The organism is Cohnella massiliensis (assembly GCF_900169535.1).
Taxonomy (GTDB): Bacteria; Bacillota; Bacilli; order Paenibacillales; family Paenibacillaceae; genus Cohnella; species Cohnella algarum.
The window spans coordinates 284,772-311,067 of record NZ_LT821258.1 but is presented as its reverse complement, the minus strand read 5'-3'; the positions used below and the strand labels follow the sequence as shown (position 1 = coordinate 311,067).

The following is a 26,296-nucleotide window of genomic DNA, read 5'->3' as shown; positions in this document are numbered from 1 at the left end:
CTTTCGTCCGCTATGATATAGTACGAAAGACAACTAAAGAAGAATTCCGGCCCCGGCTTCGATAACCCGAAGTCGCGCTTGCCGGGAGAGGTTCGCGAACTCCCTCTATAAAAAACTATCCCTTAGCGACGGCCCGTCAGGGTGACGTCGTTTTGGCGTTCGGCGCGAAGCTGGTCTTTAAAGCTTCGCGCCGATTCTTTAGTTTTGGGAGCAACCGGCGCAAGAATCTCTCTCTTCATCCAAAGGGAGATGGCACCATGCAACAAACCGAAACAACCTCGAAAGCGGTCGTCGTGTTCAGCGGCGGCCAGGACAGCACGACCTGTTTGTTTTGGGCGCTGGAACGCTTCGCGGAGGTGGAAACCGTCACCTTCAATTACGGCCAGCGCCACTCGCTCGAACTGGAATGCGCGCGTTCTATCGCGCGCGAGCTCGGCGTCAAGCACCATGTGCTGGATATGTCGCTGCTCCAGCAGTTAGCGCCCAACGCGCTTACGCGCGGCGACATCGCGATCGAGCGCAAGGAAGGCGAACTGCCGTCCACGTTCGTCGACGGGCGGAACTTGCTGTTTCTCTCCTTCGCCGCCGTGCTGGCGAAGCAAATCGGGGCCCGGCATCTCGTCACGGGCGTTTGCGAGACGGATTTCAGCGGTTATCCGGACTGCCGGGACGTGTTTATCAAATCGCTGAACGTGACGTTAAACCTCGCGATGGACTATTCCTTCGTCATCGACACCCCGCTGATGTGGCTCGACAAGGAGCAAACGTGGGAGCTGGCCGACCGGCTCGGCGCCTTCGAATTCGTGCGCGACAAAACGCTGACCTGCTACAACGGCATTGTAGCCGACGGATGCGGCGAGTGTCCGGCATGCGAGCTGCGCCGCAAAGGGCTGGAGCGTTATTCGGCCCGCTCGGGAAGGGAGGCGGCGCCGCGATGATGCAGCAAATCTATCCTTCCGTCGAGCATCCTTACGAATACGAGCTGAACAAGGATATGCAGTTCGCGGCCGCGCATTACATCCCGTCGGAGCAAGCCGGGAAATGCCGGCGGCTGCACGGCCACACGTATTTTGCCAACATTACGGTAGCGGGAGACGAGCTGGACGAATCCGGATTTCTCGTCAACTTCGCGGATTTGAAGCGCCTGATTCACGACCGGTTCGACCATGCGGTGCTGAACGACGACGCCGAATGGTTCGGCGGGGACGTGCCGGAGCGGTTTCCGACGACGGAAATCGTCGCCCGGACGATTTGCGAAATCGTGCAGCGTTATTTGGACGACACGGTCAACCGGCCCCGCTGCGTGCAGGTTTTTTTGCGGGAAACGCCGACCAGCTACTGCGTGTATCGGCCGAAGCGGAAAGGGGGAAGCCATTATGGCTGAAAATCGGCTCCCCGTGATGGAAATTTTCGGCCCTACCGTTCAAGGAGAAGGCATGGTCATCGGGCGCAAAACGATGTTCGTGCGCCTGGCCGGCTGCGATTACCGCTGCGTCTGGTGCGATTCCGCCTTTACGTGGGACGGGAGCGCCAAGGAAGAAATCCGGATGATGTCGGCGCATGAGGCGGTCGAGGCGCTTCGGGAAACGGGCGGCGAAACGTTTGCCCACGTGACGATATCGGGCGGCAATCCGGCTTTGTACCCGCAGGTGGGGGAACTGATCGAGCGTCTTCATGAGCGGGATATCCGGGTGGCGGTCGAGACGCAAGGCAGCCGTTGGCAGGATTGGTTTCCGGCCGTCGACGAGCTGACGCTGTCCCCGAAGCCGCCCAGCTCGGGCATGGTCGCCGACTGGCGGGTGCTGGACGAAATCGTCGACAAGCTGAAACGGGGCAGGCGAACGGGTTCGTTCAGCCTGAAAATCGTCGTGTTCGACGAAACGGATTTGCGGTTTGCGGCCGGGGCGCACGAGCGTTACCCCGACGTTCCGTTTTATTTGCAGGCGGGCAACGGCGAGCGGACCGAAACGGATTCCCGGCGCCTGCTGACCTACTTGACCGGCAAATACGAGTGGCTGATCGGGCGCGTCATGGAACATGACAAGTTAAAGAACGTTTACGTGCTGCCGCAGCTCCATGCCTGGGTGTGGGGCAACAAGCGGGGCGTTTGAAAATAAAGCGACGAAAGGCGTGTGAGTCGGCATGGCGGGAAGAAGCGAGCAAGATTTGCAAGGCGTTACGCTGCTCGGCAATCAGGGGACGAAATACGTATTCGAGTATTCGCCGGACATTTTGGAGACGTTTGACAACAAGCATCCGGACCGCGATTACTTCGTCAAATTCAATTGCCCGGAATTTACGAGCCTGTGCCCGATGACGGGGCAGCCGGATTTCGCGACGATATACATTTCGTATATTCCGGACGTTCGGATGGTGGAGAGCAAGTCGCTGAAGCTGTATTTGTTCAGCTTCCGCAATCACGGCGATTTTCACGAAGATTGCGTGAACGTCATCATGAACGATCTGATCGCTCTGATGGAGCCTCGCTACATCGAGGTGTGGGGCAAGTTTACGCCGCGCGGCGGCATCTCGATCGACCCGTACTGCAACTGGGGGCGCCCGGGGACGAAGTACGAGCGGATGGCCGATCATCGGCTGATGAACCATGACATGTATCCGGAAAAGGTGGACAACCGGTAGGCGCGAGCTGTGCCCGGTAAAGCGGGAGGACGGGGAGGCGCGACGAGTCCCCCGAAAAGCGGCGACGGGAGCGCGTGAACGGTGCCCGGAAAAAGCCATAGCCGGTAAGCGAGCGCCTCATTCACGGGGGCGGGAGCGTGAATCGGGCGAGTAGGAAGCCAATAACGGCCGGCGGGTTAATCCGCCGACGGGACGAATGCGCGCGCCAGCACGCTCGCCAGATGCCTCACGGCCGTTTGCGAGTGCCGGTAAAAGGTCGTCCTGCTCATATGGAAGGCGCCGGCGAGCTGCTCTTTGTTCCGATCCTTTTGCACGTAAGTTTCCTTCAAAATCCGCTGCTCCAAGTGCGTCAGCGGGGGGGCGGGGCGCTCGTCCTCCAGAAGCTGCAGCACCGTCTGCCTGACCTCGGCCCCCGTCCGGTTCAGCCGTGCGACGGCGGGGAGTCGATTCAGCGCGTCGTCGAACAGCCGCTCCAGAATTTGTTTCATTTCCTTGGCGTCGATCGCTCTGGCGGCCGCCTCCCGCGGGTAATCCGACCGGGAGGCGGCTGCCGGTTCCGTTTGCCGGATGACGTTTTGAATCCAATCGTCAAACGAAGACTGCCGGAAATCAAGCTCCCATTTCGTCAGTTCCGCCGTTTCCGACTCGACGGGGCCCAGCTCCTTGAAGCCGAACGCCGGGAGCAGCGTTTTCAGTTGGGGATCCGCCGTTACCATTACGCCCCGCAAGCCGATCGCCATTCGGATCAGCCATTGCTGCATGAGCAGAGCGCCCAGTTCCTCCGGACGATACAGCGGGTGTTCCACGTCGACCGCGGCGAGGAGAACGCATAAGGAATCCGCCGCCTCCGGAGAAACCCGGTGCAGCCGGTCGAATTCTTCGCCTAGAATCGGAATGAAGCCGGGCGCGTACCGCTCGATCAGCGGCAAAGTCGAGGCGTGAAGCCATACGCCGGCGCAAAACGCCAGCGGCAAACCGTCGTCGTTGCGCACGACGCAGATGCCCTCGGGACTCCGCTTCGCGATATCCCCGAGCAGCGCCTGATGATCCTGAGCACGGATCAGCTCGGATTGCCAATTGGCCGCGGAGGCGGCGAGAAACCGCTGCAGGTGCGGCAGGTCCTCCGGCCGGAACGGGCGGATTTCGCCGGCCCGCAGGCGGGAAGCGAAGTTCGCGTAGGCGTGGGCGGAAGGCAAAAACTCGCGATATAATTCCAAAATGTGGGCGGCGAACCGCATTTGCAGCCGTTTGTCCACGGCGTGGTACTGCTTGGCCAGCAGCCTGAACGCTTTTTGCCGGAGCTGCTGGAATGCCGCGGGCTGCCGCGCCGCATATTCCTCCCGCAGCAGCCGGGCCGCGACATGATGCAGAACCAGCCCCTGTGGCGACATGCGGACGAACGACAGCTTGCCGAGTTCACGATAGTCCGGGGCATCGAGAGGAACTTCCAGAAAACGGTTCAACAGCAGCAGATCCGCCGACGGAAGCAACGAAAGAACCGCCAAAGCCGGATATAGGGACGGAGAAGCGACTTCCCTCAGCAGCTCGGCGCTCACGATGCCGGGAATCTCGAGCATGGCGCTTCGTTCCTCCCCTTTCCGGGAGCGGAGCCAATCGACGGTCAGCGCCAGAAGCAGCGGGTGGCCGTCCGTTTTTTGGGCGACGTCCATTCGCAGTTCCTCCGCAAAGCCGCGGCCGGCCAAATAGTCGTGCACTTCTTCCCGCGTAAAAAGCCGCAGCGGAAACGACCGCAATCGCATCCCCCAATAGGGATTCGCGCGCCATCGAACGGACAGTTCGTTCCGGGAAGCGACGACGAGAAGTACGCTCGCGGATTCGAGCTTCGGCAAGAAGCTCGACAGCAGCCACCCTTCCAAACGGTCGATGTCCTCGCAGTTATCCATCAGCAATACGGTTCGCCGGCTCGACAATTCCGCGACAACATAAGGGAGCAGCGGCGTCTCCGGCTTTCTCGTTCTTCCGTATTCGTTTTCCAGGTTCGCTTCGATACTCGTTAAAAAAGTCCCGGACGAGGACAGCTCGCCACGCCCGTCCAGCCACAGGGTCGCAAAAGACGATTCCCGCGACTTGCGGGCCATCTCCGTCAGCAGCGTCGTTTTGCCGATGCCCCCGATTCCCGATACCGAAAAAATCGCCGTTCCGGCAGCCGGGTCGGCCATCCACTCTTCGAGGCTTTCCAGTTCTTTCGCAAAGCCGATCACGCGGGAAACGCGGCCGTCAGCCGATGGTACCCGTTCCATGTTCCACGCTTCTTTCCCGATGTCAAAATATGAAACAAAAATGAAACGTTGAAAAGGTTATTTATATTTTACACTAAAATATAAACGCTCTTAAACTACATATCGGCATCGGAGGACTTCAATAACATGAAACGATTAACGACGATATGGGTCTGTCTGCTGCTTGGGCTTCAGCTCCTGCCTTCGGGATGGGGAGGGCATACGGCCCATGCGGACGAAAGTCACGCTCCGCCGGTCGAGGACGGATGGGTCCGGGTTTCGACGGCGGAGCAGCTAATGTCTGTCGCCCAAAACCAGGAGCTTTATTTGTCGCAAAATATCCGGCTGACAAGCGATATCGATTTAACCGGTTATGAATGGATCCCGCTCGGGGGCAACGGGCGTCCCGCCTTCAGCGGCACCTTCGACGGGAGAGGGCATGTCGTTTCCGGCATTCGGGTCGTCGACGATGCGCTGGAGTATGCGGGATTTTTCGGCCAATCTTCCGGCACGATCCGGAACCTCGGCGTGGAGGTTGAAATCGAAGGCGGCGTTCATGCGGGAGGTTTGGCGGGTTATCTGTCCGGAGGAAGCGTCGAGCGCTCCTATTCAACAGGCAAGGTTTCGGGGAAGGCAAACGCGATTCCGGATTCCACTTCGGCCGGAGGGTTGGCTGGAATCGCGAATCATGCAACGATTGCGAACTCCTTTTCCGGTGCTTATGTCGAAGTCGCCGCTTCCAAAAATATGTATGCGGGAGGGCTGGTCGGGTCGTCAGGCAACGGCGAAATCCGGAATTCCTATGCGATGGGGATGGTTTCCAATCAAACGGCCAGCGGCTTATATTACCTGCAAGCCGCCGGTTTGGCGGCGTTTAGCATACACAGCAACATTGTCAATACGTATGCGGCCGGTCACGTCGACGACTCGAATGCCGACGGAACGCTCTTTGCCTTATTTAACGGCTTGATCGTGAAGATTGCCGGAAGCAGCTCCGTGAGCGGTTCCTACTTCGACAGGTTGACGACGGGACAAACGGTCGGCATCGGCGCAAGCGACGGGCCCGACCAAAGCGGGGCGGTCGGCAAGTCCACCGCCGAGATGCGGGATCCGTCGACGTATGTCGGCTGGAACTTCGAGGAGGTTTGGGCTCTGCATCCGTCCATAAACGACGGGTATCCGTACCTGCGTCCCGTTATCTTGACGACAGGATTGGCGGACGGCGTCAAGAGCGAACTTTATTCGCTGCGGCTCGAGGCGTTCGACGGCGCCGGAGGCGGAATCGACTGGAGCGCTTCGGGACTGCCGGAAGGCTTGGCGTTGGACGCTTCCGGGCTGCTGCACGGCACGCCCCGGGAGACCGGCGCTTACGACGTTGCGATCACGGCAAGGGATGCCGGGGGAGCGACCGCTTCGGCGACCCTTCGGTTGACCGTGGCGGAACGCGCGCCGGAAATCGCCGATTTCGGCATCGGGCCTGGCAAGGCGTTCGGGACGACGAGCGTGACGGCGGAGCCTGCGGATTCCGAGCATGCATTTGCTTATATGCTTGACGATGTTGGGGCGGAACGCCCGCTGCTCGGGGAGGGGCTTCCGGAAGACGCGGTCGCTTACACGCTCGGCCGCGATATTCCAGGCGCAAGTCCGGGACAATTTTTGACGATGTACGAGATCGATGCCTCGTCCCGGATACGGGCGTGGCAAATCGTTCTGCTGTTTGACGTTCATTTTCAAGATCAAATCGCGGTGACGGGCGTGAGCGTGACGCCGTCGGCGCTGACGCTGACGGTTGGGGAGCCGGGGCAGAAGCTGACGGCGCTCGTGGAGCCGGCGGAGGCGACGAACAAGGCGGTCGCGTGGAGTACGAGCGACCCGGACGTGGCGGCGGCGGACGCGACGGGCGAGGTGACGCCGGTCGGCGCGGGAACGGCAACGATCACGGCGACGACGGCTGACGGAGCGTTCCAGGCGAGCGCGAGCGTGACGGTGCTGCCGGCGCCGCCGGTCATCGTGCCGGTGACGGGCGTGAGCGTAACGCCGTCGGCGCTGACGCTGACGGTCGGGGAGCCGGGGCAGAAGCTGACGGCGCTCGTGGAGCCGGCGGAGGCGACGAACAAGGCGGTCGCGTGGAGTACGAGCGACCCGGACGTGGCGGCGGCGGACGCGACGGGCGAGGTGACGCCGGTCGGCGCGGGAACGGCGACGATCACGGCGACGACGGCTGACGGAACGTTCCAGGCGAACGCGAGCGTGACGGTGCTGCCGGCGCCGCCGGTGATCGTGCCGGTGACGGGCGTGAGCGTGACGCCGTCGGCGCTGACGCTGACGGTCGGGGAGCCGGGGCAGAAACTGACGGCGCTGGTGGAGCCGGCGGAGGCGACGAACAAGGCGGTCGCGTGGAGTACGAGCGACCCGGACGTGGCGGCGGCGGACGCGACGGGCGAGGTGACGCCGGTCGGCGCGGGAACGGCGACGATTACGGCGACGACGGCTGACGGAGCGTTCCAGGCGAGCGCGAGCGTGACGGTACTGCCGGCGCCGCCAACCGTCGGGACGATCAAGGGCGAGGTGTACGGAGCCGGCGATGTCCCGCTCATGGGAGCGACGGTTTCGGTCGATGAGATCGGCGTCAAGACCGACGTTCGGGGAGCCTTTACGCTGACGGAAGTCGAGCCGGGCGGCAGGACGATCTCGATTTCGGCCGCCGGTTACAAACCAAGGGAGATTACCGTGGATGTCGCAGCGGGTGAAACGGCCGATGTCGGCCGAATCGAAATGGAGGCCGAAGCTACCGCCTATCCGGGAATACCGGTTCCGCTGCCGGATGAAACGCCGAAAATGGCCGTTAAACTTAACGGCCGGGATGTATGGTTATCCGTTTTAAATGAAAAGATGCCCGACGGACGATCCGTGACGCGAATCGTCGTTGACTCGGCCTTGATAAACGATCTGTATTCGGATAACGGGAATGCGGTCATCGAAATCGACAACGCGAACCCTGTCGTAAAAGTCGATTTGCCCGCTGCGGGACTAATCGATATTCAGGGGCGCAGGCCCGGGGCTACGATAGGGATTCGGGTGAACGGAGCGAGCTACACGCTTCCGCTTCGTGTTTGGAACGGCGTCCGCGAAGATGCGGTCATCACGGTCGCCATCGGAAAAGAAACGGACTTTGCGAACGAAGAACGGAACGACGCATTGGCGGAACAAGGGTTTTCGATGCTCGCGGCTCCGGTGGATTTTACCGTTTACATCGATGGGCTGGAAATGACATCGTTCGGAGGCGTTTATACGGAACGAACGATAACGTTTGATTCGGCCGCGGATCCCGGCAAATCAACGGTCGTACGGCTGGATGCGGACCATCGGCCGCAATTTGTTCCATCGGTCTTTGCGGCGGAGAACGGTGAAACGCTGGCGACGTTTTACGTTCCGCACAACAGCTCGTATACCGTGATCCGATCGGAGCAGACGTTTGCCGACATTCAGGGTCATTGGGCTCAAAACGATATCGAACTGCTTGCCAACAAACTGCTTGTAAACGGAATCGGCCAAAATTTGTTTGCGCCGCACGAAAAGGTTACACGCGCCTCGTTTGCCGCGATGCTCGTCCGCTCGCTCGGATTGACCGAAACGGCCGGCGCAACCGCTTTTTCCGACGTATCGGAGGACGATTGGCACGCGGGGGCGTTGAAGACCGCTTATGAAGTCGGACTGGTCTACGGAGACGAGAACGGAGCGTACGGTCCGGATGCTCCCGTCACGCGCGAACAGATGGCGTCCATGACGGCGCGGGCATTAGAGTTTGCCGGAAAAGCGCCGAAGAACGCGGCTGCGTTGGAGCGATATGTCGATGTTGACGATATGGCCGAATGGTCCAAGGAAGCGATTGCCGGGCTGCTTGCGGCGGGAATTGCCGAGGGCGTCGACGATCGCGCCTTCGCCCCGAAGGAGCCGGCGACGCGCGCCGAATGCGCGGCCGTATTGAGACGAATGCTTCGCTATTTGCAGTTTATCGACGGTTAGGTTGCAAGGTGCGAAAAAACGGTACGACGGCCTCATCTTCGGAAGTAGATGGGGCCGTTGTTTTCTTGAATTTCATAAAGCCGAAGTGCCTGTTCCAGAGGTAGCGACGAGGGGCGCGATAAAACGGCTTCAGTGCTTTCCGTGCTTGACGCGATTATTTGACACTTACTTCATCTCAATCCGTTATCCTCAACCAGCCGCACGCACTTGAGTAAATATTACTCATCTCACAGCCTCCGGTCGCACGCTAACGATCCAGTTGAGTCATGGCTACTCATCTCAACCTGCCATCCGCAACCAACTGCACGCACTTGAGTAAATATTACTCATCTCGCCCTCTCCGGTCGCACGCTAACGATTCAGATGAGTCGTGGTGCCTCATCTCAGTCCGCCATTGATCCGATCGCTCCGGCACTCCTACTCCGCCCGCACCGAGAATATCGGCTCCAGCTGCGACTCGTCCACGGTCACGCCGAGGCCGGGCCCTGCGGGAACGATCACGGAGCCGCCCGCGATCGCAAGCCCCGATACCGGATCGTCTTCCGGGCGTACCCGCTGAAATCCCCAAACTTCGAAGTGGCCGGCCTTCGAAGCGGCGGCGATTTGCACCAAAGCGGCGGTGGCGAGTCTCCCCTCGTCCATTTGTCCGAGCATGTAGGGCAGCCCGAACGATTCCGCCACGGCCATCATCTTCTGCATGTTCGCGACGGAGCCCGCTTTGATCAGCTTCAAATGCACAATGTCCGCGGCTTCCTCGGCCGCGATCCGGGCCACGTCGGCGGGCGTCCGGCAGCTTTCGTCCGCGACGACGGAGGCGCTCGTCCGCTGCTTGACTAGCTTAAGTCCCGCCAAATTGTCGGCGGGGACGGGCTGTTCGGCCCATTCCACGCCAAGGGGCTCCAGTTCCTGAAGGCGGATGACCGCCTGCTTCGGCGTCCAGCCCTGATTGGCATCGACGCACAGCAGCGTTTCCCGGCCGAGGCCTTTTCGGTCGATAGCGGCGCGGGCTCTGCGGATGCGCTCCAGATCCCCCGCGCGATCGGGTCCGACGCGCAATTTGATGGTTCGAAAGCCGGCCTCCAAATAATCCTCCGCTTCCATCTCCGCCTCCTCCGGCGTCCCGAACGCGATCGTCGCGTCGCTCGGAACGGCCGTTCGCAGCCTTCCGCCAAGGAGCTCGGAGGCAGGCACGTTCAAAGCTTTGCCCGCAAGATCGAGCAGCGCGATATCGACGGCTGCGCGTGCCGCGCTGTTGCCCGAAATGAGGCGATCGAGCGCGGCGTTGATCGCATTGCGGTTCAGCGCGGGTTTGCCCAGCATAGCGGGAGCGAACGTATGCCGCAGGACGGACACGACTCGTTCGGGCGTATCGCCGGTCACGTATTCGCAATTTCCGCGCACCTCGCCCCAGCCGCTCCATCCGGCATCGGTGCGGATGCGGACGTAAACTTCTTTTAAATGGGTGACGGTGCCCGAAGAGGCATGGGTAAACGGGGGATCGAGTCGAAGATCTTTGCGATAAACGTCGATTCCGACGATGAACATAGGAGCACCTCGCCTATTCGTTATAATCGAGTCACATAACTTTACATAAATATTGCAATATTTGATATTTGATCAAATATATCTGCCATTATACAAACGGATCTGGAGATATTGCAACTAAATCCACGAAAGAATTCGACTTTCTTCGCGTTTTTTCCGCAGATCATGACTTTTTATGATAAAAATGTTGACAAACAAAATAGGGAGAGCGTAGAATGTGAGACAACTTCACAAGATGATCAGTGATATTTGATCAAATATCAAAATTGTGAGCGTATGGGAGCAGAAGGAGGGGCCTAGGGGTTGAGCAAGATTCCCGCAATCGTCACGGCTTCGGAGCATGTTTACGTCGTGCTCAAGCAATGGGTGTTGTCCGGTGAACTGGCGCCCGGAGAAAAAATCGATCAGGACGCGGTGGCCGCGCGGCTCGGCGTCAGCAAAATGCCCGTTCGGAGCGCGCTGGAGAAATTGGCCGCCCAGGATCTGGTCGTGCTTCATTCTCACCGGGGGGCGACGGTAAAAGGGTTGTCGGAGGAGCATCTGGACGACATTTACCTTGTCCGATGCCAGTTGGAAGGCTTGGCCGTGCGTCTTGCGACCGAGCAGCTCGGTCAGGATAACCTGAACGTTTTGCGAGACATGCTGCATCGGCAGGACGCCTTGGCTCACCATCCGAATGCCGACACCGAGCTCATTCTGTCCGCGAATCGCGAATTCCACATGTACATTTACGGACTTGCGAGGCGTCCGGTGCTGCTGGGCATCATCGAACGGCTGTGGGAGCAGAGCGAACGGTACCGGCGGATTTTGCTGGTTCAGCCGGGCATGGTGGACGGTTCCCTGAACGAGCACCGTCATCTGGTGGAGCTGATGAGCCGCGGCAAAGCCGAGGAGGCGAGCCGCTACCTGGAAGAGCATAATCGCAAAACGCAAAAAGTCGTTTTAAACGTCATGCGAATTCAACCCAACAACTAAGGAGGACTCATCCATCATGAAAAAGAACAAGCGAGCGCTTATCGGCGCGGTCGCAGCAGCGGCATTACTCGTAATTAGCGCATGCGGTTCGAATAGCGGCGGCAATGCAGGCAGCTCCGCCAGCGCGCCGGTCCCTTCTTCGTCCGGCACCCAGCCGGTGCAGCAAACGGCGGCCGTCGCTCCTCCGTCCAATCTGGCCGAAGCCGGCAAGCTGACCTACGGCACGGCGGCGACCTTTCCTCCGTTCGAATATATGAAAGACGAACAATTCACCGGCTTCGACATCGAGCTGGGACAAGCCATCGCGGAACAAATGGGCCTTGAAGTCAATATTCAATCGATGAACTTCGAAGGCTTGATTCCGGCGCTTCAGGGAAAACGGATCGATATTATCAATTCCGCCATGTATATCAAGCCGGAGCGCGAGGAGCAGGTCGACTTCGTTCCGTATATGCACATCGGCCGCTCGATCGTCGTCAAAACCGGCAACGAGAAAAACATTCAATCGATGGACGACCTTTCCGGCCTCACGGTTGCGGTAACGCGCGGCGCTATCGAGGAAATTTACGCCAATGAGCAAAACGAGCTGTTCAAGTCCGCCGGCAAGGAACCGATCAAGATTTTGGCGCTGCCGACGGCGAACGACGCCGTGCTCGCCACGCAACAAGGACGTGCGGACGCCGTTCTTCACTCCTCCCCGGGGGCGGCTTATCTGATGGAGGAATTGCCCGGCGAATTCGAAATTGCGGCCACGATGAACTCGGACACGCAAATCGGGATCGCCATTCAGAAGGGCGACGCCGAAATGAAATCGGCCATCGAAGCCGCGCTGCAAAAAGTCGTGGAAGACGGGACGTACGCCGAACTGATGAAAAAATACAACCTGCCGGACGAAATGAGCTTGTTCTAAACCGCGTAACGGACACCAAGAAACGCATGCCGCCGGAATCGGGACGGGCTGGCGCAAGCCGCCCGCCGGTTCCGGCGGAGCCGCAAAGGAGGTTTACGCATGACCGGGTTTCAGGACTTGATCGCCGGCGTCGGCGACTATATTTTTTCCCGTTCGTTTCTCATCGGCGCCCTCAACACGATAAAACTTACGCTTGCGGCGCAGGCGGCGGCCGTCATTCTCGGCTTCGTTCTCGCCCTCGCTAAAATGTCCAGCTGGAAGGCGCTGCAGGGGTTGGCCTCGGCTTATATTTGGATTTTCCGCGGCATTCCGGTGCTCGTGCAATTGATTTTCGTCTTCAACGCCCTGCCGCAATTCGGCATCAAGCTGTCTCCCTTCGAATCGGCCTTCGTCGCGCTCGCGTTAAACGAAGCGGCCTACATGGCGGAAATCGTCCGTTCCGGACTTTCCTCCGTCGGCAAAGGCCAACAACGGGCAGGCCGGGCGCTCGGCATGAGCAGCTGGCAGCGGATGCGGCACATCGTACTTCCTCAGGCGTTTCGCGTCATTTTGCCGCCGACCGCAAACCAATTCGTCGGCATGCTGAAGACGTCCGCGATGGCTTCCGTCGTCGGCTATACCGACTTGCTGATGACCGCTCAGCAAACGGCGAGCGCCAACTTCAACTACGTCGATACGCTCGTTGCCGCAGTCGTCTACTACCTGGCGTTTACGGCCATTTTCACCCTTTTTCAATCGTATCTGGAACGCAGGATGGACATTAGCCGGAGAACCTCCCGTCCCGCCAAACGGCGGATTTGGCGAATGTCCGGGCGAGACTCCGAGCAAGCCGCATGATTCGAGAGGAGCTGACATCTATGCTGCGTGTAGAAAACGTGTCCAAGTCGTATCACGGCGAACCGATTTTAAAAGAAGTGTCCCTCGAAATCCGCGAAGGCGAGCGCGTCGTCATCATCGGTCCGTCCGGCTCGGGAAAATCGACCTTGCTTCGCTGCATGGCCGGTCTGGAGACGATCGAAGGGGGCCATATCCGCTTTAACGGCAAGGACATCAACGAATCGAAAGGCGCGCGGGCCGAAATCGGCATGGTGTTTCAGTCGTTCGATCTGTTTCAGCACCTGAGCGCGATCGACAACATCATGCTGGCGCCGAAGGTCGTGCGAAAAACGAGCGACAAGGAAGCGCGGACCCGGGCGATCTCGCTGCTGGAGCGGGTGCGGCTCAAGGAGCGGGCGACCTATTATCCCGAGCAGCTGTCCGGCGGACAGCAGCAGCGGATCGCAATCGCCCGGGCGCTGGCGATGGACCCCAAGCTGATGCTGTTCGACGAGCCGACCTCGGCGCTCGACCCCGAAATGACGGGAGAAGTGCTCGACGTCATCGTCGATCTCGTACAGGAAGGAATGACGGTCGTCATCGTCACCCACGAAATGGAATTCGCGCGTCGGGTGGGGGATCGGATCATCTTCATGGATCAAGGAAAAGTCGTCGAGGATTTGCCTTCTTCGCAATTGGAGGAAGCGGCCAAGCATCCGCGGCTGAAGCAGTTTTTGAATCAGATTACGCATTATTGAGCTTGCAACGGGGACGCGGCGGACTCCTGCCGAGGCAAGGACAACAGGATCGACGACGGCGAAGGGAGGGGAAACGGAACATGAGGAAGGCGAAGCTGGCGCTCGTGCAATTCGAAAGCGAGCCGATGCGCCCGGAAGCGAACGTTCGCAAGGCTTTGAGGTTTGTCCGGGATGCGGGAGAACGGGGGGCCGATCTGGTCGTTTTTCCGGAGCTGTTCGTTACCGGATACGACACCGATCGGATCGGGGTGCGCTATCGCGAGCTGGCCGAGCCGGTTGACGGGCCGATCGTGAACGCGTTTCGCATCGCGGCGAAAAGCCATGGCGTCAACCTGGTCGTTCCGATGGCCTTGAAGCTTGAGGAGAACGGCGCGATCGGCAACGGCGCAGTCGTAATCGACCGCGAAGGGAAGGTAGCGGGCGTTTACAGCAAGGTGCATCTGTGGGAGGATGAGCGAAACTATTTTACGCCGGGGCGCGGTTTTCAAGTATTCAAGATGGATTTCGGCAAGCTGGGCGTGCTCATTTGCTACGACGCGGGCTTCCCGGAAGCGGCGCGCACGCTCGCTTTGCAAGGAGCCGAACTGCTGGTCGTGCCGTCGGCTTTTTCGCTGCCGGACAAGCATCGGTGGGATTTGTACTTTCCGGCGAGGGCGCTCGAGAATACGCGTTTCGTGGCCGCGGTGAACGGAGTAGGCGGCGCGGGAGCGTTCGAATTGTTCGGCAACAACAAGGTCGCGAATCCACGGGGAGAGCTGCTGCTGGACGGAGCAATGAACGAAGAAACGATGCAGCTGCTGGAAATCGATTTGGCCCAAAACGAGAAGACTTCGTCTTCGATCCCTTATTTGCGGGACCTTAGAATCGAAACTTACGGCTATCGGGCTTGAAATTCAATCCGGAAAAGAGGAAGACGAACATGGGAACGACGACAGATCTGGTTTTTTCGCAGGAGGAATTTCAAACCCGCCTTGAGCGCATACAGGCCGAACTGGCCAAACGGGAATTGAACGGGATGCTGATTCATACGCCGGAAAATATTTTTTATCTGACCGGCTACCAAAGCCCCGGCTATTATATGTACCAATGCCTGGTCGTGCCGGCGTCCGGCCGCCCGGTGCTCGTTTTGCGGCGCGGCGAGCTTTCCAACGTTCAAGCTTACAGTTGGCTGCCGATGGAGGGGGTCCGGACGTACGACGACACGAACGATCCGGTGGCGCTGACCGCTGAGACGGTCGCCGAGATGGGCATCGGAAAAGGCAATATCGGCCTGGAAACGGGATCGTGGTTTCTGCCGGTTCGCCACTATCATAAGCTTGAGCGGCTGCTCGGGGAATACCGGCTCGTCGACGCCCAGGGCACGGTCGAATCGCTGCGGGTCGTTAAGTCGCCGGCGGAAATCGCCTATATCCGCGAGGCCTGCGAGGTAGCGGACAAGTCGATGAAAGCCGGCCTGGACGCGGTTCGGGCCGGCGTCAACGAAGACGAGGCTGCCGCGGCGATGTTTTCGGCGATGATTTTGGCCGGAGGTGAATATCTCGGCATGGAGCCGTTCATCTCCTCCGGCTATCGCTCGGGCAATATGCACTCCGCCTGGGGGCATAAAGTTATCGGCGGCGGCGAGACGCTGCTGCTCGAGGTGGCGGGAGCGCGCAACCGGTACCACGGTGCTTTGATGCGCGCCGCCTATACGGGAACGCCGACAGACGAGATCAAGCGGGCGACCGAAGTGTGCATTGCATCGCTGAACGCGGCGCTAGCGGCGATCAAGCCGGGCGTCACCGCCGGAGAGGTGGACGAGGCTTGCCGCGGCACGATCGAGCGGGCCGGCATGTACGAGCAATTCCGCAAGCGGACCGGCTATTCGATCGGCATCGCGTTCGCTCCCGACTGGGGCGAAGGCCACATCATGAGCTTGCAGCGGGACGACGAGCGAGTGCTCCTTCCGGGAATGGTATTCCACATTCCGCCGGCGCTGCGCGTGCCGAACCGGTACGGGGTCGGCTTCAGCGAAACGATTCTGGTAACCGAGACGGGCTGCGAAGTGCTGACGACGCTGCCGAGGGAACTGACGATCGCAGAGGGGGCGAGGGCATGAGCGGCATGTTCGCGGGAAAAACCGCCTTGGTAGCGGCGGCAAGCAAAGGCTTGGGACGCGCGGTGGCGTTCGAGCTGGCACGCGGCGGCGCGAGGGTCGCGCTGTTCAGCCGGGACGCGGAAGCGGCCGCCGAGACGGCGGCGGCGATTTCGGCGGAAACGGGATCGCCGGCGCTCGGGCTGCAGGCGGACGTTTGCTCCGCCGAGGATCTGGAGCGCTGCGTGAAGGAGACAGTCGCCGCTTTCGGCGGACTGAACATCGTCGTCACGAATGCGGGCGGACCTCCGGCCGGAACGTTCGAGGCGCTGAAGGAGGAAGATTGGCGGTTAGCGTTCGAGCTCAATCTGATGAGCATAGTCCGGCTGGTCGGCTTCGCGCTGCCTCACTTGAAGGAGAGCGGCGGGGCGATCGTCAATCTCGCGTCCTCGTCGGTCAAGCAGCCGATACCGGGACTTACGCTCTCGAACGTGATGCGGACGGGCGTCGCCGGCCTCAGCAAGACGTTGTCCGAGGAACTGGCCGGCTACGGCATTCGCGTCAATACGGTCGCTCCCGGCCGGATCGACACCGACCGGGTCCGTTCGCTCGACCGGCTGCGCGCGGAGAAGACAGGGGTTACGGCCGAAGACTATAAAGCGAAAACGGAAGCGGCCATTCCGCTCGGCCGTTACGGCAAGCCGGAGGAGCTCGGGCGGGTCGTCGCGTTTCTTTGCTCCGACGGGGCCAGCTACGTGACCGGCCAAACGCTGCTGGTGGACGGCGGGATGGTGAGGTCGATATGAGCGCGGGGAACGGAACGGAGAGCGCAAGGACGGCGCCGGAGCTGCCGGACAACGTGCGCCTGGCGCTCCGGCCGGAGCGGACGCTTGAGCTGCTTGGCGATTTGATCCGGTTCAAAAGCGTCAATCCGACCGGCTCCGAGGGGGAAACGGCGGCCTATATCGCCAAGGCGATGAAGGCTGCCGGCTGCGAGGTCGAGCTTCAGGAAGTCGAGCCGGGCCGGCCCAACGTGCTGGCCCGTCTGAAGGGAACGGGCGGCGGACGCACCGTCATCCTGAACACGCACATGGATGTCGTCCCCGCCGGAGAAGGATGGAGCTCCGATCCGTTCGAGATGATCGTCAAGGACGGCCGCGCATACGGCCGCGGCGTTATGGACGCCAAGGGCCCGCTTGCGGCGATGATGGCGGCGATCGAAGCGATTGCCGCGTCGGGCGAGAAACCGGCCGGGGACATCGTGCTGGCCGCCGTCATTGACGAGGAAGCGGCCAGCATCGGCGCCAGGCGGCTGCCGGACCATCTGCAAGGCGATTTAGCCGTCATCGGCGAGGCGACGAACGGCAACCTGGCGATCGCCCATCGGGGCAGCGTGCGTCCCGTTCTGGCGGCGGAAGGGGTATCCGCGCACTCGTCAACGCCTCATCTTGGCGTCAACGCCGTCATGCTCATGGCCCGCGCGCTCGTCGCGCTCGACGATTTCGGCGAGCGAACGCTCTCGTCCAGGATTCATCCGCTGACGGGGCCATCGACGTTGTCCGTCACGGTCATGCGCGGCGGCATCAAAGAATCGATGATTCCGGACCGGTGCGAGGCGCTGATCGACAGGCGCCTTATTCCCGGAGAAAACGAAGCCGAAGCGCTCCGGGAAATCGAAGCCGTCGTTTCCGGCCTGCCCGGGATGAACGGTCGGGTGCGGATCGACCGGCTCGTGCCGACGACGGGCGAGGCGTCGGAAACGCCGCCGGACCATCCGCTGGTCGCGCTTGCGGCTCGATCGATCGAAAGCGTATACGGACGCGCCCCCGAGCTTGTCGGTCTGACCGCCAATTGCGACATGACTCATTTTGTCGCCCGGGGCATTCCTTCGGTCATTTACGGCCCCGGCGATTTCAGCGTGGCGCACAAAGCCGACGAATGGGTGGAGCTGGCCGAACTGGAGAAAGCTGCGCGGGTTTATGCTTCCATCGCCTGGGAAGTTGCAGCCAAGACGAAATAAACGAAGAGGTGATGGTTATGGCGATATCCCGATCGAACATTTCATTGCAGCCCGCAAGGCTGGCGGAATGGACACAGCGGCTGCTGCCGTCTCCGACCGCGCTGCTGGAATCGACGGTGGCGTCCTATTTGCGGGAAGGTCGGACGGTGTATCGACTCGGCCTCGGGCAGCCGGATTTTCCAACGCCGGAGCGCGCGAAGGATTCGGCGATCCGGGCGATCCATGACGATTTTACCGGCTACACGGATACGGCGGGAATTTTGCCGTTGCGCCAGGCGATCTCGCATGCGTTGAAACGCGATATGGGATTGGACTACGGGCCGGACGAGATCGTCGTCAGCGTCGGAGGAAAGCATGCGTTGTTCAACGCGATCTGCGCCCTGTGCCGGCCGGGAGACGAGGTGCTGATTCCGGTGCCGTATTGGGTTTCGTTTCCGGAGCAGGTCAAATTCGCGGGCGCGAAGCCCGTATTCGTTCCGACGGAAGCTTCCGGGGGCTATAAAGTGTCGCCGGAACTTCTCGCCAAACGGACGAACGAATCGACGCGCCTGCTCATTTTGAACCAGCCGAACAATCCGTCCGGCGCGGTATACAACAAGCAAGAGCTGGCGGAGCTGGCGGCGTTTTGCCGGGAGCGCGACATTTGGGTCATCAGCGACGAGGTTTATGCCGCATACGCGTTTTCGTCGGAAGGCTTCACGAGCATCGCGTCGTTTCCGGGCATGCGGGAGCGCACCGTCGTCATCAACGCGGTGTCCAAAACGTACAGCATGACCGGCTGGCGTATCGGCTATTCGGCGGCTCCCGCCGAAGTTTCGGAAGCGATGCTCCTCCTTCAGTCGCATACGACCAGCAACCCTTCGTCGATCGCCCAGAAGGCCGCGCTTACCGCAATCGAGGGACCGCAGGATGATTTGGAGACGATTCGGAACCGGTACATCGAGCGGCGCGATATTCTGGTCGAAGGCGTCCGCCGCATCCGCGGGCTGGACTGTCTGAAGCCGGAGGGCGCGTTTTACGTTTGGGTGGACGCTTCCTTCTGGATCGGTCGGACGCTGAACGGGAGAACCGTCGGTTCAATGGACGAGTTGGCGGACATTTTGCTCAAGGATGCGGGCGTAGCCGTCATGCCGGGCACCGGATTCGGGAGCACGCGGCATTTGCGCCTGTCGTATGCCGTTGCCCTGCCCGAAATGCAGGGCGGACTTGCGGCAATGGAAGCGCTGCTCGGCTTGAAAGGCTAGTATCGGCGTTACGTACATGAAGGAGGAGACATCGATGACCACGACCGATCTGAAAGAACGATTAAAAGGCGTTTACGTGCTGGCGCTCACCCCGATGAAAGAAGATTTTTCTTTTCACGCGGCGGCGCTGAAACGAAATATCGACCATTATATCGCGTCGGGAGCGCACGGCATTATCGTCGGCGGGACCTATGCGGAATATCCGAGCCTTACGACGGCAGAGCGCAAGGAGCTGTTTTCCGCCGCCGCCGAAGCGGTCGCGGGGCGAGTGCCGCTGCTTTGCTGCACCGCGGCGAGCGGAACGTACGAAGCGATCGAGCTCGGAAAGGCGGCGAAGGCGGCGGGGGCGGACGGCGTCATGGTGACGCCTCCATACGTTTCGGAAGTTCGCGCCGGGGATATTCTGCATCATTTCGAGTTGTTGAACGAAGCGGGCGAATTGCCCATTTTGATCTACAACAGCGCAAGTATCGGCGTGCATCTGTCGCCGGAGGAAATCGCCGTGCTGGCCAAGCTCGATAACGTCGCCGGCGTCAAGCAGGGCGCGGTCGATCTGCACGCGCTCGTCCGGACCGTCGCTTATGCGGGCGGCGACATCTCGGTCATGTGCGGGTCCGACGGTCTCATCCTCGGCGCGCTTGCAAGCGGACTGCCGGGCTGCACGTCGACGAACGCCAACTTTATGGCGAGAGAATTCGTTGCCCTGTACGACGAGTTCCGGCGCGGGGAAAACGACCGGGCGCTTGAACGCTACTATCGCTGGCAGCCGATCCGGGAGCTGGCCCGCAAATACGGCCAGCCGGCGATGGCGAAAGCGGCCATGGAACTGGTCGGACTGCCCTCGGGGCCGGTTCGCGCGCCTTTCCGCACGCTCGGCGAAGAGGCAAAGGCCGACATCGCGCGGACGTTGCGCCAGGTCGGCATTATCCAATAGCGTAACGGGTTATCGTCCCCTGGCCAAGTGTGCCGGGGGACGATTGCCGTTTCGAGGAGACTCGAAAATTTCGCCCCCATCTCCGCAATCCGGCTGGTAATCTCCCTGTGTATCCATGCCCTCATCGCCGATACAAATTTCCAACTACCGGCTCCTCCGCAATCGTTTTGAATTCCAGGCCTCCTGATACCGCAAGCGGCAGCGCAATAGGACTGAACGGCTTAAACTCCTTAACACGCCGTCGCGAGAATGCGACGGCATCGCCTGCTCCGGCCGAAGGCGTTCCCTTTTCCGCGGCACATTGTGCTATAATGGAAGCTGTTATTTTCCTATGGAAGGGAACTTTGAACCGATGAGCCAAACGACCCGCGAAGAACTGAAGCAAGAGGCGGCCAAGCGCCGTACCTTCGCGATTATATCCCACCCCGACGCGGGGAAAACGACGCTGACCGAGAAGCTGCTGCTGTTCGGGGGCGCGATTCATATCGCCGGTTCCGTCAAGGCCCGCAAAGCGGCCCGCCACGCGACGAGCGACTGGATGGAAATCGAGAAGCAGCGGGGAATTTCCGTTACTTCCTCGGTCATGCAATTCGAATACAACGGGCATAAAGTCAACATTCTGGACACGCCGGGCCACCAGGACTTCAGCGAAGACACGTACCGGACGCTTACCGCCGCGGACAGCGCGGTCATGCTGATCGACGTCGCCAAGGGCGTCGAAGCGCAGACGATCAAGCTGTTCCAGGTATGCGCGAAGCGCGGGATCCCGATTTTTACTTTCATTAATAAGCTGGACCGCGAAGGGCAGAATCCGTTCGACCTGCTCGAGGAGATCGAACGCGTGCTCGGCATCCGCTCGGTGCCGATGAACTGGCCGATCGGCATGGGGCGCGAGCTGTGCGGCATTTACGACCGGATGAAAAAGCAGGTCGAACTGTTCCAGGGCAACGATCACTCCAAAATCGAGGTCCGCAAGGCGGAGGATTATAACGATCCGATCATCCGCGAGATGGCGGGAGAATATCTTGCCGATCAGCTGGCCCAGGAGCTGGAGCTGCTGGACGTGGCCGGCGATCCGTTCGATTACGACAAAGTGATGAAAGGCCAACTGACGCCGGTGTTTTTCGGCAGCGCGGTCAACAATTTCGGCGTGCAGACGTTTTTGGAAAACTTCCTGCAGCTCGCCCCGGCGCCGACGCCCCGCCGCAGCACGGACGGACCGGTCGAGCCGGAAAACGAAAAGTTTTCGGGCTACATTTTCAAAATTCAGGCGAATATGAACCCGGCTCACCGCGACCGGCTGGCTTTCCTTCGCATCTGCTCGGGCAAGTTCCAACGCGGAATGAGCGTGAAGCACGTTCGCGTCGGCAAGGAAATCAAGCTGTCCCAGCCTCAGCAATTTTTGGCGCAGGACCGAGAAATCGTCGACACGGCTTATCCTGGCGATATTATCGGCTTGTTCGACCCGGGCATTTTCCGCATCGGAGACAGCTTGAGCGAAGGCAGCAGCATTACGTTCGACGAGCTGCCGACGTTTTCGCCGGAGATTTTCTCCAAAGTCAGCGTGAAGAATGCGCTCAAGCAAAAGCAATATTTAAAGGGGCTCGACCAGCTCACCGAAGAGGGCATGGTGCAGGTGTTCCGCTCGATCGGCCCGTTCGAGGATACGTACCTGGGCGTCGTCGGACAATTGCAATTCGACGTGTTCGAGTACCGGATGAAGAACGAATACGGGGTCGACATTCAACTGGCACGGACGACGTTCCAGTTTGCCCGGTGGATCGTCGCCAATCAGGTGGACCCGAGCAAATTCCGCATCAATTCCACTTTGGTCAAGGACAAAAGCGACAACTACGTCGCCCTGTTCGAAAACGAGTACGCGATGCGGACGGCGATGGAACGGATGCCGGACGTGAAGTTTTTGGAGACGGCACCGTAAGCGCGGACAAGAGCGACAGAACGACATCCCGTTTGCGACGACGGCGGAGCGGAACGAAACGCGGCCGCCTGGTCGAAGCGGGGTGTTTTCGTCTACCATTTCAGAAAAAAGGCGGGGAACGGATGAGCAACCGGCTGTTTGTAAAAGGCGGACGGGTCGTGACGCCGGAAGGCGTCGAGGAAGCGGACGTTTTCGTGGAAAACGGCCGGATCGCAGCCATCGAACCAGACGCCGCGGAACGCAACGCCCTGCCCGGAGACCGAATTGTCGAGGCCGAAGGCGAATGGGTGCTGCCCGGCCTCGTGGACATTCATTGCGACGCGATCGAAAAGGAAATCGAGCCGCGTCCGAACACGCTTTTTCCCGCGGATATGGCTTTTTTGCAGTTCGAGCGGAAGCTTGCGGGTCACGGCATTACGACGATGTTCCATTCGCTTTCGCTGGGAGTGGGCTTGAGCCTTCGGGGAGAGCATCTGGTGGCGGATTTGATCGGCCGCATCGCCGAATGGCGCAAGGAACGGGCGATGATTCGCCACCGCGTCCATTTGCGCTACGAAGTGTCCCATCTGACCGGCTTTCCGCTGGCGGAGCGGTGCATCGAGCAAGGGCTGATCGATTATTTGTCGTTCATGGATCATGCTCCGGGCATCGGACAATACAAGCGTCCCGGCTCGTTCGAGCGGTACGTGATGAAAAACCAGGGCGTGGCCCTGGCCGAAGTGCACGGGATCGTCGCGGAGCTGCAGGAGCGCCGAGCGCGCGTCGATTGGTCCAAGCTCGCGGCGCTCGCGGCAAAAGCGAAAAAAAACGGCATCGCCGTCGCCTCTCATGACGACGATTCTCCGGAGCAAGTCGACCGTTCCCGCCGGCTCGGGGCGGAAATCGCGGAATTTCCGCTGAATTTGGAAACGGCGGATTATGCCGCCCGGCAGGGGCTCGGCGTCTGCGTGGGCGCGCCGAATGTCGTGCGCGGCGGCTCGCACGATTTGAACCTGAAGGCGCTGGACGCGGTACGGGCGGGAGCGGCCGACATTTTATGCTCGGATTACCATCCGGCTTCGCTGCTGCAAGCGGTGTTCGTCCTGCACCGCGAGGGGATCCCGCTGGAACGCGCGGTTGCGATGGCTTCGCTCCATCCCGCGAGGGCGCTCGGCCGACAAAACGACATCGGTTCTCTGGAACCGGGCAAACGGGCCGATCTGATCGTGGTCAAAGAGGTTCGGGGATGTCCGCTCGCGAGCCGGACGGTCGTGGGCGGCACCCTCGTTATGGAGACGAGGGACTATGCGGATTACGACGAAGCCTCCTGTTGAACCTGATCGTACAGCACCTGGAGCATTCGCTCTTTATCCTCTTCGGCGCTGTGCTTCCAAATCAATTCGAAAAGGACGCCGAGACCGGGCAGCGTCACTTCCGCGTTTCCGATGGAATCCTGAATGACTTCCCTCAGCTCTTCGCGGGTGTCGTCTTTGACCCGATGAAGGATGGCCTGGCGCAAACTCATCGTCATATTCACAGGGAGTACCTCCTTTGGCGGATGGGAAGGATGATCCCCAATAGGGTACCCCGCGGGTTCGAGCTTATGCTTGTGACGCTGTGCTATAATAAGAAGCAATGGATGCAATCGGAAAAGGGAGCTGTCAGTCATGGACAAAAAGCAATTCGCCATTATCGGTCTTGGCCGTTTCGGTTCAAGCGTCGCGAAATTTTTGTCGGAAATGGGATACGAAGTGCTGGCGATCGACGAAAACGAGGAACTCGTGCAGGACGTTGCCCACATTGTGACGCATGCGGTATCGGCCGATTCGACGGACGAAGAAGCCGTTCGGGCGCTCGGCATCCGCAATTTCGATGTCGTCGTCGTCGCCATCGGACAAGACATTCAGGCGAGCATTTTGACGACGCTGATTTTGAAGGATCTGGGCGTCAAGCAAATTATCGTCAAGGCGCAAAACGAACTGCACGGCAAGGTGCTGAGCAAAATCGGCGCGGACAAAGTCATTTTTCCCGAACGGGACATGGGGCTGCGCGTCGCGCATCATCTCGTTTCGCCGAATATTTTGGAGCATATCGAGTTATCCAACGACTACAGTATCGTGGAAATGAAGGTGCCTTCGCAAATCGTCGGCAGAAACCTCAAGCAGCTCGATATTCGGGTCAAATACAACTGCAACGTCCTTGCGGTCAAGCGTGACGGCGAAATGAACATTACGCCGCATCCGGACGAGTCTTTGAATTCGGAGGACGTGCTCGTTATCGTCGGCCGCAACGACCAGCTCAACCGATTGGAGCAAGCGTATGCCGAACCTTGAGCCTGCGCTTGCTTCGCTTTCGAACCCGCGAGTCAAAGGCTGGGCCAAGCTGTCCGAACGGAAATACAGGCAGCGGGAAGGCCGCTTCAAGCTGGAAGGAATTCACCTGGTCGCGGAGGCGCTCGCGGCGGGGTGGCCGCTCGAATGCGTCGTTTTCGACGAGGGGCTCGGCATTCCGGAGGAGCTGATCGGGTATGCTGATCGGGCGGATGTTGTCGATGCCGGCGCCACGCTTCCGGCATGGATACCGGCGTCGCCCGACATTATCGCGAAGTGCAGCGAGACGGAGACGCCGCAGCCGGTATTTGCCGTGGCGCTGCGCAAGCAGGCGGAGCCGGAATGGCTTTTCCGCCAGGACGGCGGACCGGTCGTCCTGCTGGACGGCGTGCAGGATCCCGGCAACGTCGGGACGATCGTCCGCAGCGCGGCGGCGAGCGGAGCGGCGGCGGTCGTGCTCGGCCGCGGCACGGCGGACTTGTACAATGCCAAGACGCTGCGTTCGACGATGGGGGCTTTATTTTACATACCGGTGCTGGAGGCCGAGTTGCCGTCGCTGCTTTCCGAGGCGAAGGAGCGAGGCATCCCGCTGTTCGGGACCAGCCTGCGGGCGTCGGAATCCTGCTACGATTGCGATTTGTCCGGCAGTCCGTGGCTGCTGATGGGCAACGAGGGAAGCGGCCTGTCGCCCGATGTTATGGAGTTTGTCGATCGTCCGATCATCATCCCGATGACGGGGCGGACGGAATCGCTCAACGTCGCCATGGCGGCAACGGCCCTGCTGTTCGAGGCGCAGCGTCAGCGGCTTGCGCAAAGCAATTGAAAGACATGGTTTTTCGCGTTCCGCGCCGCCATCGTTGTCATCATGTTCCTGTATGGGGCGGCCGGTTCGTTCGCAAACTAAATCCGATTCAAGGCATGAGGCTCAATCCTTCAAAAGGCGGTGAACCCGAATGCAATGGATCTCTTCCATGTGGAGGAAAATGAACAACCGCGGAACGCTGATGTCGCTCCTGGCTTTGGGAGCCGGCACGACGGTCTTCGGCATCGCAAGACGGCGTAGGGCGATGCGCCGAATGAGAAGCCCGATTCAGAAATGGCTTCGGGTAAGGTAACGAAGAAGGCGGCAAAGCTGCGTTGGCGGCTGTGCCGCCTTCTCACATTCGCTTCGGAAGTCGGCCAGCCCTCCGCGCTCCAGTCGAGTCGTGGCGACTCATCTCGACCCGCCTTGCGCAACGATTCGCACGCACTTGAGTAAATATTACTCATCTTGCCGCCTCTCCACGCACGCCGTCTCTCCAGTTGAGTCGTAACGACTCATCTCGACCCGTCGTCCGCAACGATCCGCACACACTTGAGTAATCCCCTATGACGTTACCGTCACCGCCATAGATGAAAATGTGGTCGTACGCATCCTTTTATCCTTCTTACATTCTGGACAAACAGATAATGAACAGATCAAAAGACGGAAATTTATTGGTCCCCCGTTGAGTAATCCGTCTTATTGCAGTTTGCGAGAGCCGCCCATTGTCCCTAAAGACGCGTATAAACTCTCTCCTTTAGGACTGCATGGTCTGTTTAATCTGAAACAAGAGGGTGTTGGTATGGATGCTGTACGTCAAATTTGTGCTGGTCTGGATGTCCATCAGGAAACCGTAGTTGCATGCGTCTTGTCGGGTTCGTTGGAACACAAACCCAAGTCCGAAATCCGCACGTTCGGTACCACTACCCGCGAATTGCTGGAGCTGCAGGATTGGCTCGAGGAGCGCGAGTGCCGAGAGGTAGCGATGGAGAGCACCGGTGTGCTGTGGAAGCCAATATGGAACGTCCTGGAGTCCACCTGTGAATTGACTCTCGCCAATGCGC

23 protein-coding genes and 1 riboswitch are annotated in these 26,296 nt (G+C 60.0%); of the genes, 20 read left to right on the top strand and 3 right to left on the bottom strand.

The annotated features are described in order from the left end of the window. The first annotated feature begins 81 nt into the window (after positions 1-81). A riboswitch (PreQ1 riboswitch) is annotated at positions 82-125 on the top strand. Positions 126-257: 132 nt separating this feature from the next. From queC to queF, 4 genes are read left to right on the top strand one after another with little or no spacing between them, the layout of a single operon-like run. Continuing rightward, positions 258-938: a 7-cyano-7-deazaguanine synthase QueC gene (queC, locus tag B7E11_RS11035; RefSeq protein ID WP_080834331.1), complete on the top strand. Its 681-nt coding sequence runs from the start codon at positions 258-260 to the stop codon at positions 936-938. Then, positions 935-1,384, top strand: coding sequence for a 6-carboxytetrahydropterin synthase QueD (queD, locus tag B7E11_RS11030; protein WP_080834329.1), 450 nt, complete (start codon positions 935-937; stop codon positions 1,382-1,384). The genes queC and queD overlap by 4 nt, the downstream gene beginning before the upstream one ends. After that, positions 1,377-2,111, top strand: coding sequence for a 7-carboxy-7-deazaguanine synthase QueE (queE, locus tag B7E11_RS11025; protein ID WP_080834326.1), 735 nt, complete (start codon positions 1,377-1,379; stop codon positions 2,109-2,111). The genes queD and queE overlap by 8 nt, the downstream gene beginning before the upstream one ends. A gap of 31 nt (positions 2,112-2,142) precedes the next feature. Beyond that, a complete protein-coding gene (gene queF / locus B7E11_RS11020) occupies positions 2,143-2,640 on the top strand; it encodes a preQ(1) synthase (RefSeq protein ID WP_080834324.1) in 498 nt (165 codons plus the stop codon). A gap of 176 nt (positions 2,641-2,816) precedes the next feature. Here the strand turns inward: queF and B7E11_RS11015 are convergent, their stop codons facing one another. After that, positions 2,817-4,901, bottom strand: coding sequence for an NB-ARC domain-containing protein (locus B7E11_RS11015; RefSeq protein WP_080834322.1), 2,085 nt, complete (start codon positions 4,899-4,901; stop codon positions 2,817-2,819). Between the two features lie 126 nt (positions 4,902-5,027). On the opposite strand from B7E11_RS11015, the gene B7E11_RS11010 reads away from it, so the two are divergent. Continuing rightward, positions 5,028-8,906, top strand: a complete 3,879-nt coding sequence (locus tag B7E11_RS11010) for an Ig-like domain-containing protein (protein WP_080834321.1) — start codon at positions 5,028-5,030, stop codon at positions 8,904-8,906. A 417-nt stretch (positions 8,907-9,323) separates the two neighbouring features. On the opposite strand, the gene B7E11_RS11005 is transcribed toward B7E11_RS11010, so the two are convergent. Beyond that, positions 9,324-10,451 carry a mandelate racemase/muconate lactonizing enzyme family protein gene (locus B7E11_RS11005; protein WP_080834320.1) on the bottom strand — a complete coding sequence of 376 codons (1,128 nt, stop codon included), beginning with the start codon at positions 10,449-10,451 and terminating at the stop codon, positions 9,324-9,326. A gap of 303 nt (positions 10,452-10,754) precedes the next feature. On the opposite strand from B7E11_RS11005, the gene B7E11_RS11000 reads away from it, so the two are divergent. The 12 genes from B7E11_RS11000 to B7E11_RS10945 all read left to right on the top strand — a co-directional run bounded on the left by B7E11_RS11000 (position 10,755) and on the right by B7E11_RS10945 (position 23,434). Then, entirely contained in the window at positions 10,755-11,426 is a 672-nt protein-coding gene (locus B7E11_RS11000) for a GntR family transcriptional regulator (RefSeq protein WP_080834318.1), read from the top strand. A 16-nt stretch (positions 11,427-11,442) separates the two neighbouring features. Beyond that, positions 11,443-12,336, top strand: a complete 894-nt coding sequence (locus tag B7E11_RS10995; protein WP_080834316.1) for an ABC transporter substrate-binding protein — start codon at positions 11,443-11,445, stop codon at positions 12,334-12,336. Positions 12,337-12,435: 99 nt separating this feature from the next. Continuing rightward, positions 12,436-13,173, top strand: coding sequence for an amino acid ABC transporter permease (locus B7E11_RS10990; RefSeq protein WP_080834314.1), 738 nt, complete (start codon positions 12,436-12,438; stop codon positions 13,171-13,173). 20 nt (positions 13,174-13,193) lie between these two features. Next, entirely contained in the window at positions 13,194-13,910 is a 717-nt protein-coding gene (locus B7E11_RS10985; RefSeq protein WP_080834312.1) for an amino acid ABC transporter ATP-binding protein, read from the top strand. An 80-nt stretch (positions 13,911-13,990) separates the two neighbouring features. Continuing rightward, positions 13,991-14,800 (top strand): nitrilase-related carbon-nitrogen hydrolase, encoded by an 810-nt coding sequence (locus tag B7E11_RS10980; RefSeq protein ID WP_080834310.1) that lies wholly within the window; start codon positions 13,991-13,993, stop codon positions 14,798-14,800. A 29-nt stretch (positions 14,801-14,829) separates the two neighbouring features. Next, positions 14,830-16,008, top strand: a complete 1,179-nt coding sequence (locus tag B7E11_RS10975) for a M24 family metallopeptidase (protein WP_080834308.1) — start codon at positions 14,830-14,832, stop codon at positions 16,006-16,008. Continuing rightward, on the top strand, positions 16,005-16,790 hold the full coding sequence (locus B7E11_RS10970) for an SDR family oxidoreductase (protein WP_080834306.1): 786 nt from the start codon (positions 16,005-16,007) through the stop codon (positions 16,788-16,790). Before B7E11_RS10975 ends, B7E11_RS10970 begins: the two co-directional genes overlap by 4 nt. Next, positions 16,787-18,004, top strand: coding sequence for a M20 family metallopeptidase (locus B7E11_RS10965; RefSeq protein WP_080834304.1), 1,218 nt, complete (start codon positions 16,787-16,789; stop codon positions 18,002-18,004). The genes B7E11_RS10970 and B7E11_RS10965 overlap by 4 nt, the downstream gene beginning before the upstream one ends. 17 nt (positions 18,005-18,021) lie before the next feature. Further along, positions 18,022-19,248 carry a pyridoxal phosphate-dependent aminotransferase gene (locus tag B7E11_RS10960; RefSeq protein WP_176220695.1) on the top strand — a complete coding sequence of 409 codons (1,227 nt, stop codon included), beginning with the start codon at positions 18,022-18,024 and terminating at the stop codon, positions 19,246-19,248. Positions 19,249-19,282: 34 nt separating this feature from the next. After that, on the top strand, positions 19,283-20,182 hold the full coding sequence (locus B7E11_RS10955; RefSeq protein ID WP_080834299.1) for a dihydrodipicolinate synthase family protein: 900 nt from the start codon (positions 19,283-19,285) through the stop codon (positions 20,180-20,182). A 352-nt stretch (positions 20,183-20,534) separates the two neighbouring features. After that, positions 20,535-22,121: a peptide chain release factor 3 gene (locus B7E11_RS10950; RefSeq protein ID WP_080835458.1), complete on the top strand. Its 1,587-nt coding sequence runs from the start codon at positions 20,535-20,537 to the stop codon at positions 22,119-22,121. 122 nt (positions 22,122-22,243) lie between these two features. After that, positions 22,244-23,434, top strand: coding sequence for an alpha-D-ribose 1-methylphosphonate 5-triphosphate diphosphatase (locus B7E11_RS10945; RefSeq protein WP_080834297.1), 1,191 nt, complete (start codon positions 22,244-22,246; stop codon positions 23,432-23,434). Here the strand turns inward: B7E11_RS10945 and sspI are convergent. After that, positions 23,413-23,631, bottom strand: coding sequence for a small acid-soluble spore protein SspI (gene sspI / locus B7E11_RS10940; RefSeq protein ID WP_080835456.1), 219 nt, complete (start codon positions 23,629-23,631; stop codon positions 23,413-23,415). The two genes, B7E11_RS10945 and sspI, sit on opposite strands and share 22 nt — an antisense overlap. A 136-nt stretch (positions 23,632-23,767) precedes the next feature. On the opposite strand from sspI, the gene B7E11_RS10935 reads away from it, so the two are divergent. The 3 genes from B7E11_RS10935 to B7E11_RS29510 form a co-directional block, all read left to right on the top strand. Then, positions 23,768-24,433, top strand: coding sequence for a potassium channel family protein (locus tag B7E11_RS10935; RefSeq protein ID WP_080834295.1), 666 nt, complete (start codon positions 23,768-23,770; stop codon positions 24,431-24,433). Then, entirely contained in the window at positions 24,420-25,253 is an 834-nt protein-coding gene (locus B7E11_RS10930) for a TrmH family RNA methyltransferase (protein ID WP_080834293.1), read from the top strand. Before B7E11_RS10935 ends, B7E11_RS10930 begins: the two co-directional genes overlap by 14 nt. A 781-nt stretch (positions 25,254-26,034) precedes the next feature. After that, positions 26,035-26,296 (top strand): IS110 family transposase (locus B7E11_RS29510; protein WP_245809678.1); only part of this gene is annotated, 262 nt, incomplete at its 3' end.

Excerpts from the sequence above, each read along its gene's own strand:
- queC (WP_080834331.1), top strand. The coding sequence starts at position 258 with ATGCAACAAACCGAAACAACCTCGAAAGCGGTCGTCGTGTTCAGCGGC.
- queD (WP_080834329.1), top strand. The coding sequence starts at position 935 with ATGATGCAGCAAATCTATCCTTCCGTCGAGCATCCTTACGAATACGAG.
- queE (WP_080834326.1), top strand. The coding sequence starts at position 1,377 with ATGGCTGAAAATCGGCTCCCCGTGATGGAAATTTTCGGCCCTACCGTT.
- queF (WP_080834324.1), top strand. The coding sequence starts at position 2,143 with ATGGCGGGAAGAAGCGAGCAAGATTTGCAAGGCGTTACGCTGCTCGGC.
- B7E11_RS11015 (WP_080834322.1), bottom strand. The coding sequence starts at position 4,901 with ATGGAACGGGTACCATCGGCTGACGGCCGCGTTTCCCGCGTGATCGGC.
- B7E11_RS11010 (WP_080834321.1), top strand. The coding sequence starts at position 5,028 with ATGAAACGATTAACGACGATATGGGTCTGTCTGCTGCTTGGGCTTCAG.
- B7E11_RS11005 (WP_080834320.1), bottom strand. The coding sequence starts at position 10,451 with ATGTTCATCGTCGGAATCGACGTTTATCGCAAAGATCTTCGACTCGAT.
- B7E11_RS10995 (WP_080834316.1), top strand. The coding sequence starts at position 11,443 with ATGAAAAAGAACAAGCGAGCGCTTATCGGCGCGGTCGCAGCAGCGGCA.
- B7E11_RS10990 (WP_080834314.1), top strand. The coding sequence starts at position 12,436 with ATGACCGGGTTTCAGGACTTGATCGCCGGCGTCGGCGACTATATTTTT.
- B7E11_RS10985 (WP_080834312.1), top strand. The coding sequence starts at position 13,194 with ATGCTGCGTGTAGAAAACGTGTCCAAGTCGTATCACGGCGAACCGATT.
- B7E11_RS10980 (WP_080834310.1), top strand. The coding sequence starts at position 13,991 with ATGAGGAAGGCGAAGCTGGCGCTCGTGCAATTCGAAAGCGAGCCGATG.
- B7E11_RS10975 (WP_080834308.1), top strand. The coding sequence starts at position 14,830 with ATGGGAACGACGACAGATCTGGTTTTTTCGCAGGAGGAATTTCAAACC.
- B7E11_RS10970 (WP_080834306.1), top strand. The coding sequence starts at position 16,005 with ATGAGCGGCATGTTCGCGGGAAAAACCGCCTTGGTAGCGGCGGCAAGC.
- B7E11_RS10965 (WP_080834304.1), top strand. The coding sequence starts at position 16,787 with ATGAGCGCGGGGAACGGAACGGAGAGCGCAAGGACGGCGCCGGAGCTG.
- B7E11_RS10960 (WP_176220695.1), top strand. The coding sequence starts at position 18,022 with ATGGCGATATCCCGATCGAACATTTCATTGCAGCCCGCAAGGCTGGCG.
- B7E11_RS10955 (WP_080834299.1), top strand. The coding sequence starts at position 19,283 with ATGACCACGACCGATCTGAAAGAACGATTAAAAGGCGTTTACGTGCTG.
- B7E11_RS10950 (WP_080835458.1), top strand. The coding sequence starts at position 20,535 with ATGAGCCAAACGACCCGCGAAGAACTGAAGCAAGAGGCGGCCAAGCGC.
- B7E11_RS10945 (WP_080834297.1), top strand. The coding sequence starts at position 22,244 with ATGAGCAACCGGCTGTTTGTAAAAGGCGGACGGGTCGTGACGCCGGAA.
- sspI (WP_080835456.1), bottom strand. The coding sequence starts at position 23,631 with ATGACGATGAGTTTGCGCCAGGCCATCCTTCATCGGGTCAAAGACGAC.
- B7E11_RS10935 (WP_080834295.1), top strand. The coding sequence starts at position 23,768 with ATGGACAAAAAGCAATTCGCCATTATCGGTCTTGGCCGTTTCGGTTCA.
- B7E11_RS10930 (WP_080834293.1), top strand. The coding sequence starts at position 24,420 with ATGCCGAACCTTGAGCCTGCGCTTGCTTCGCTTTCGAACCCGCGAGTC.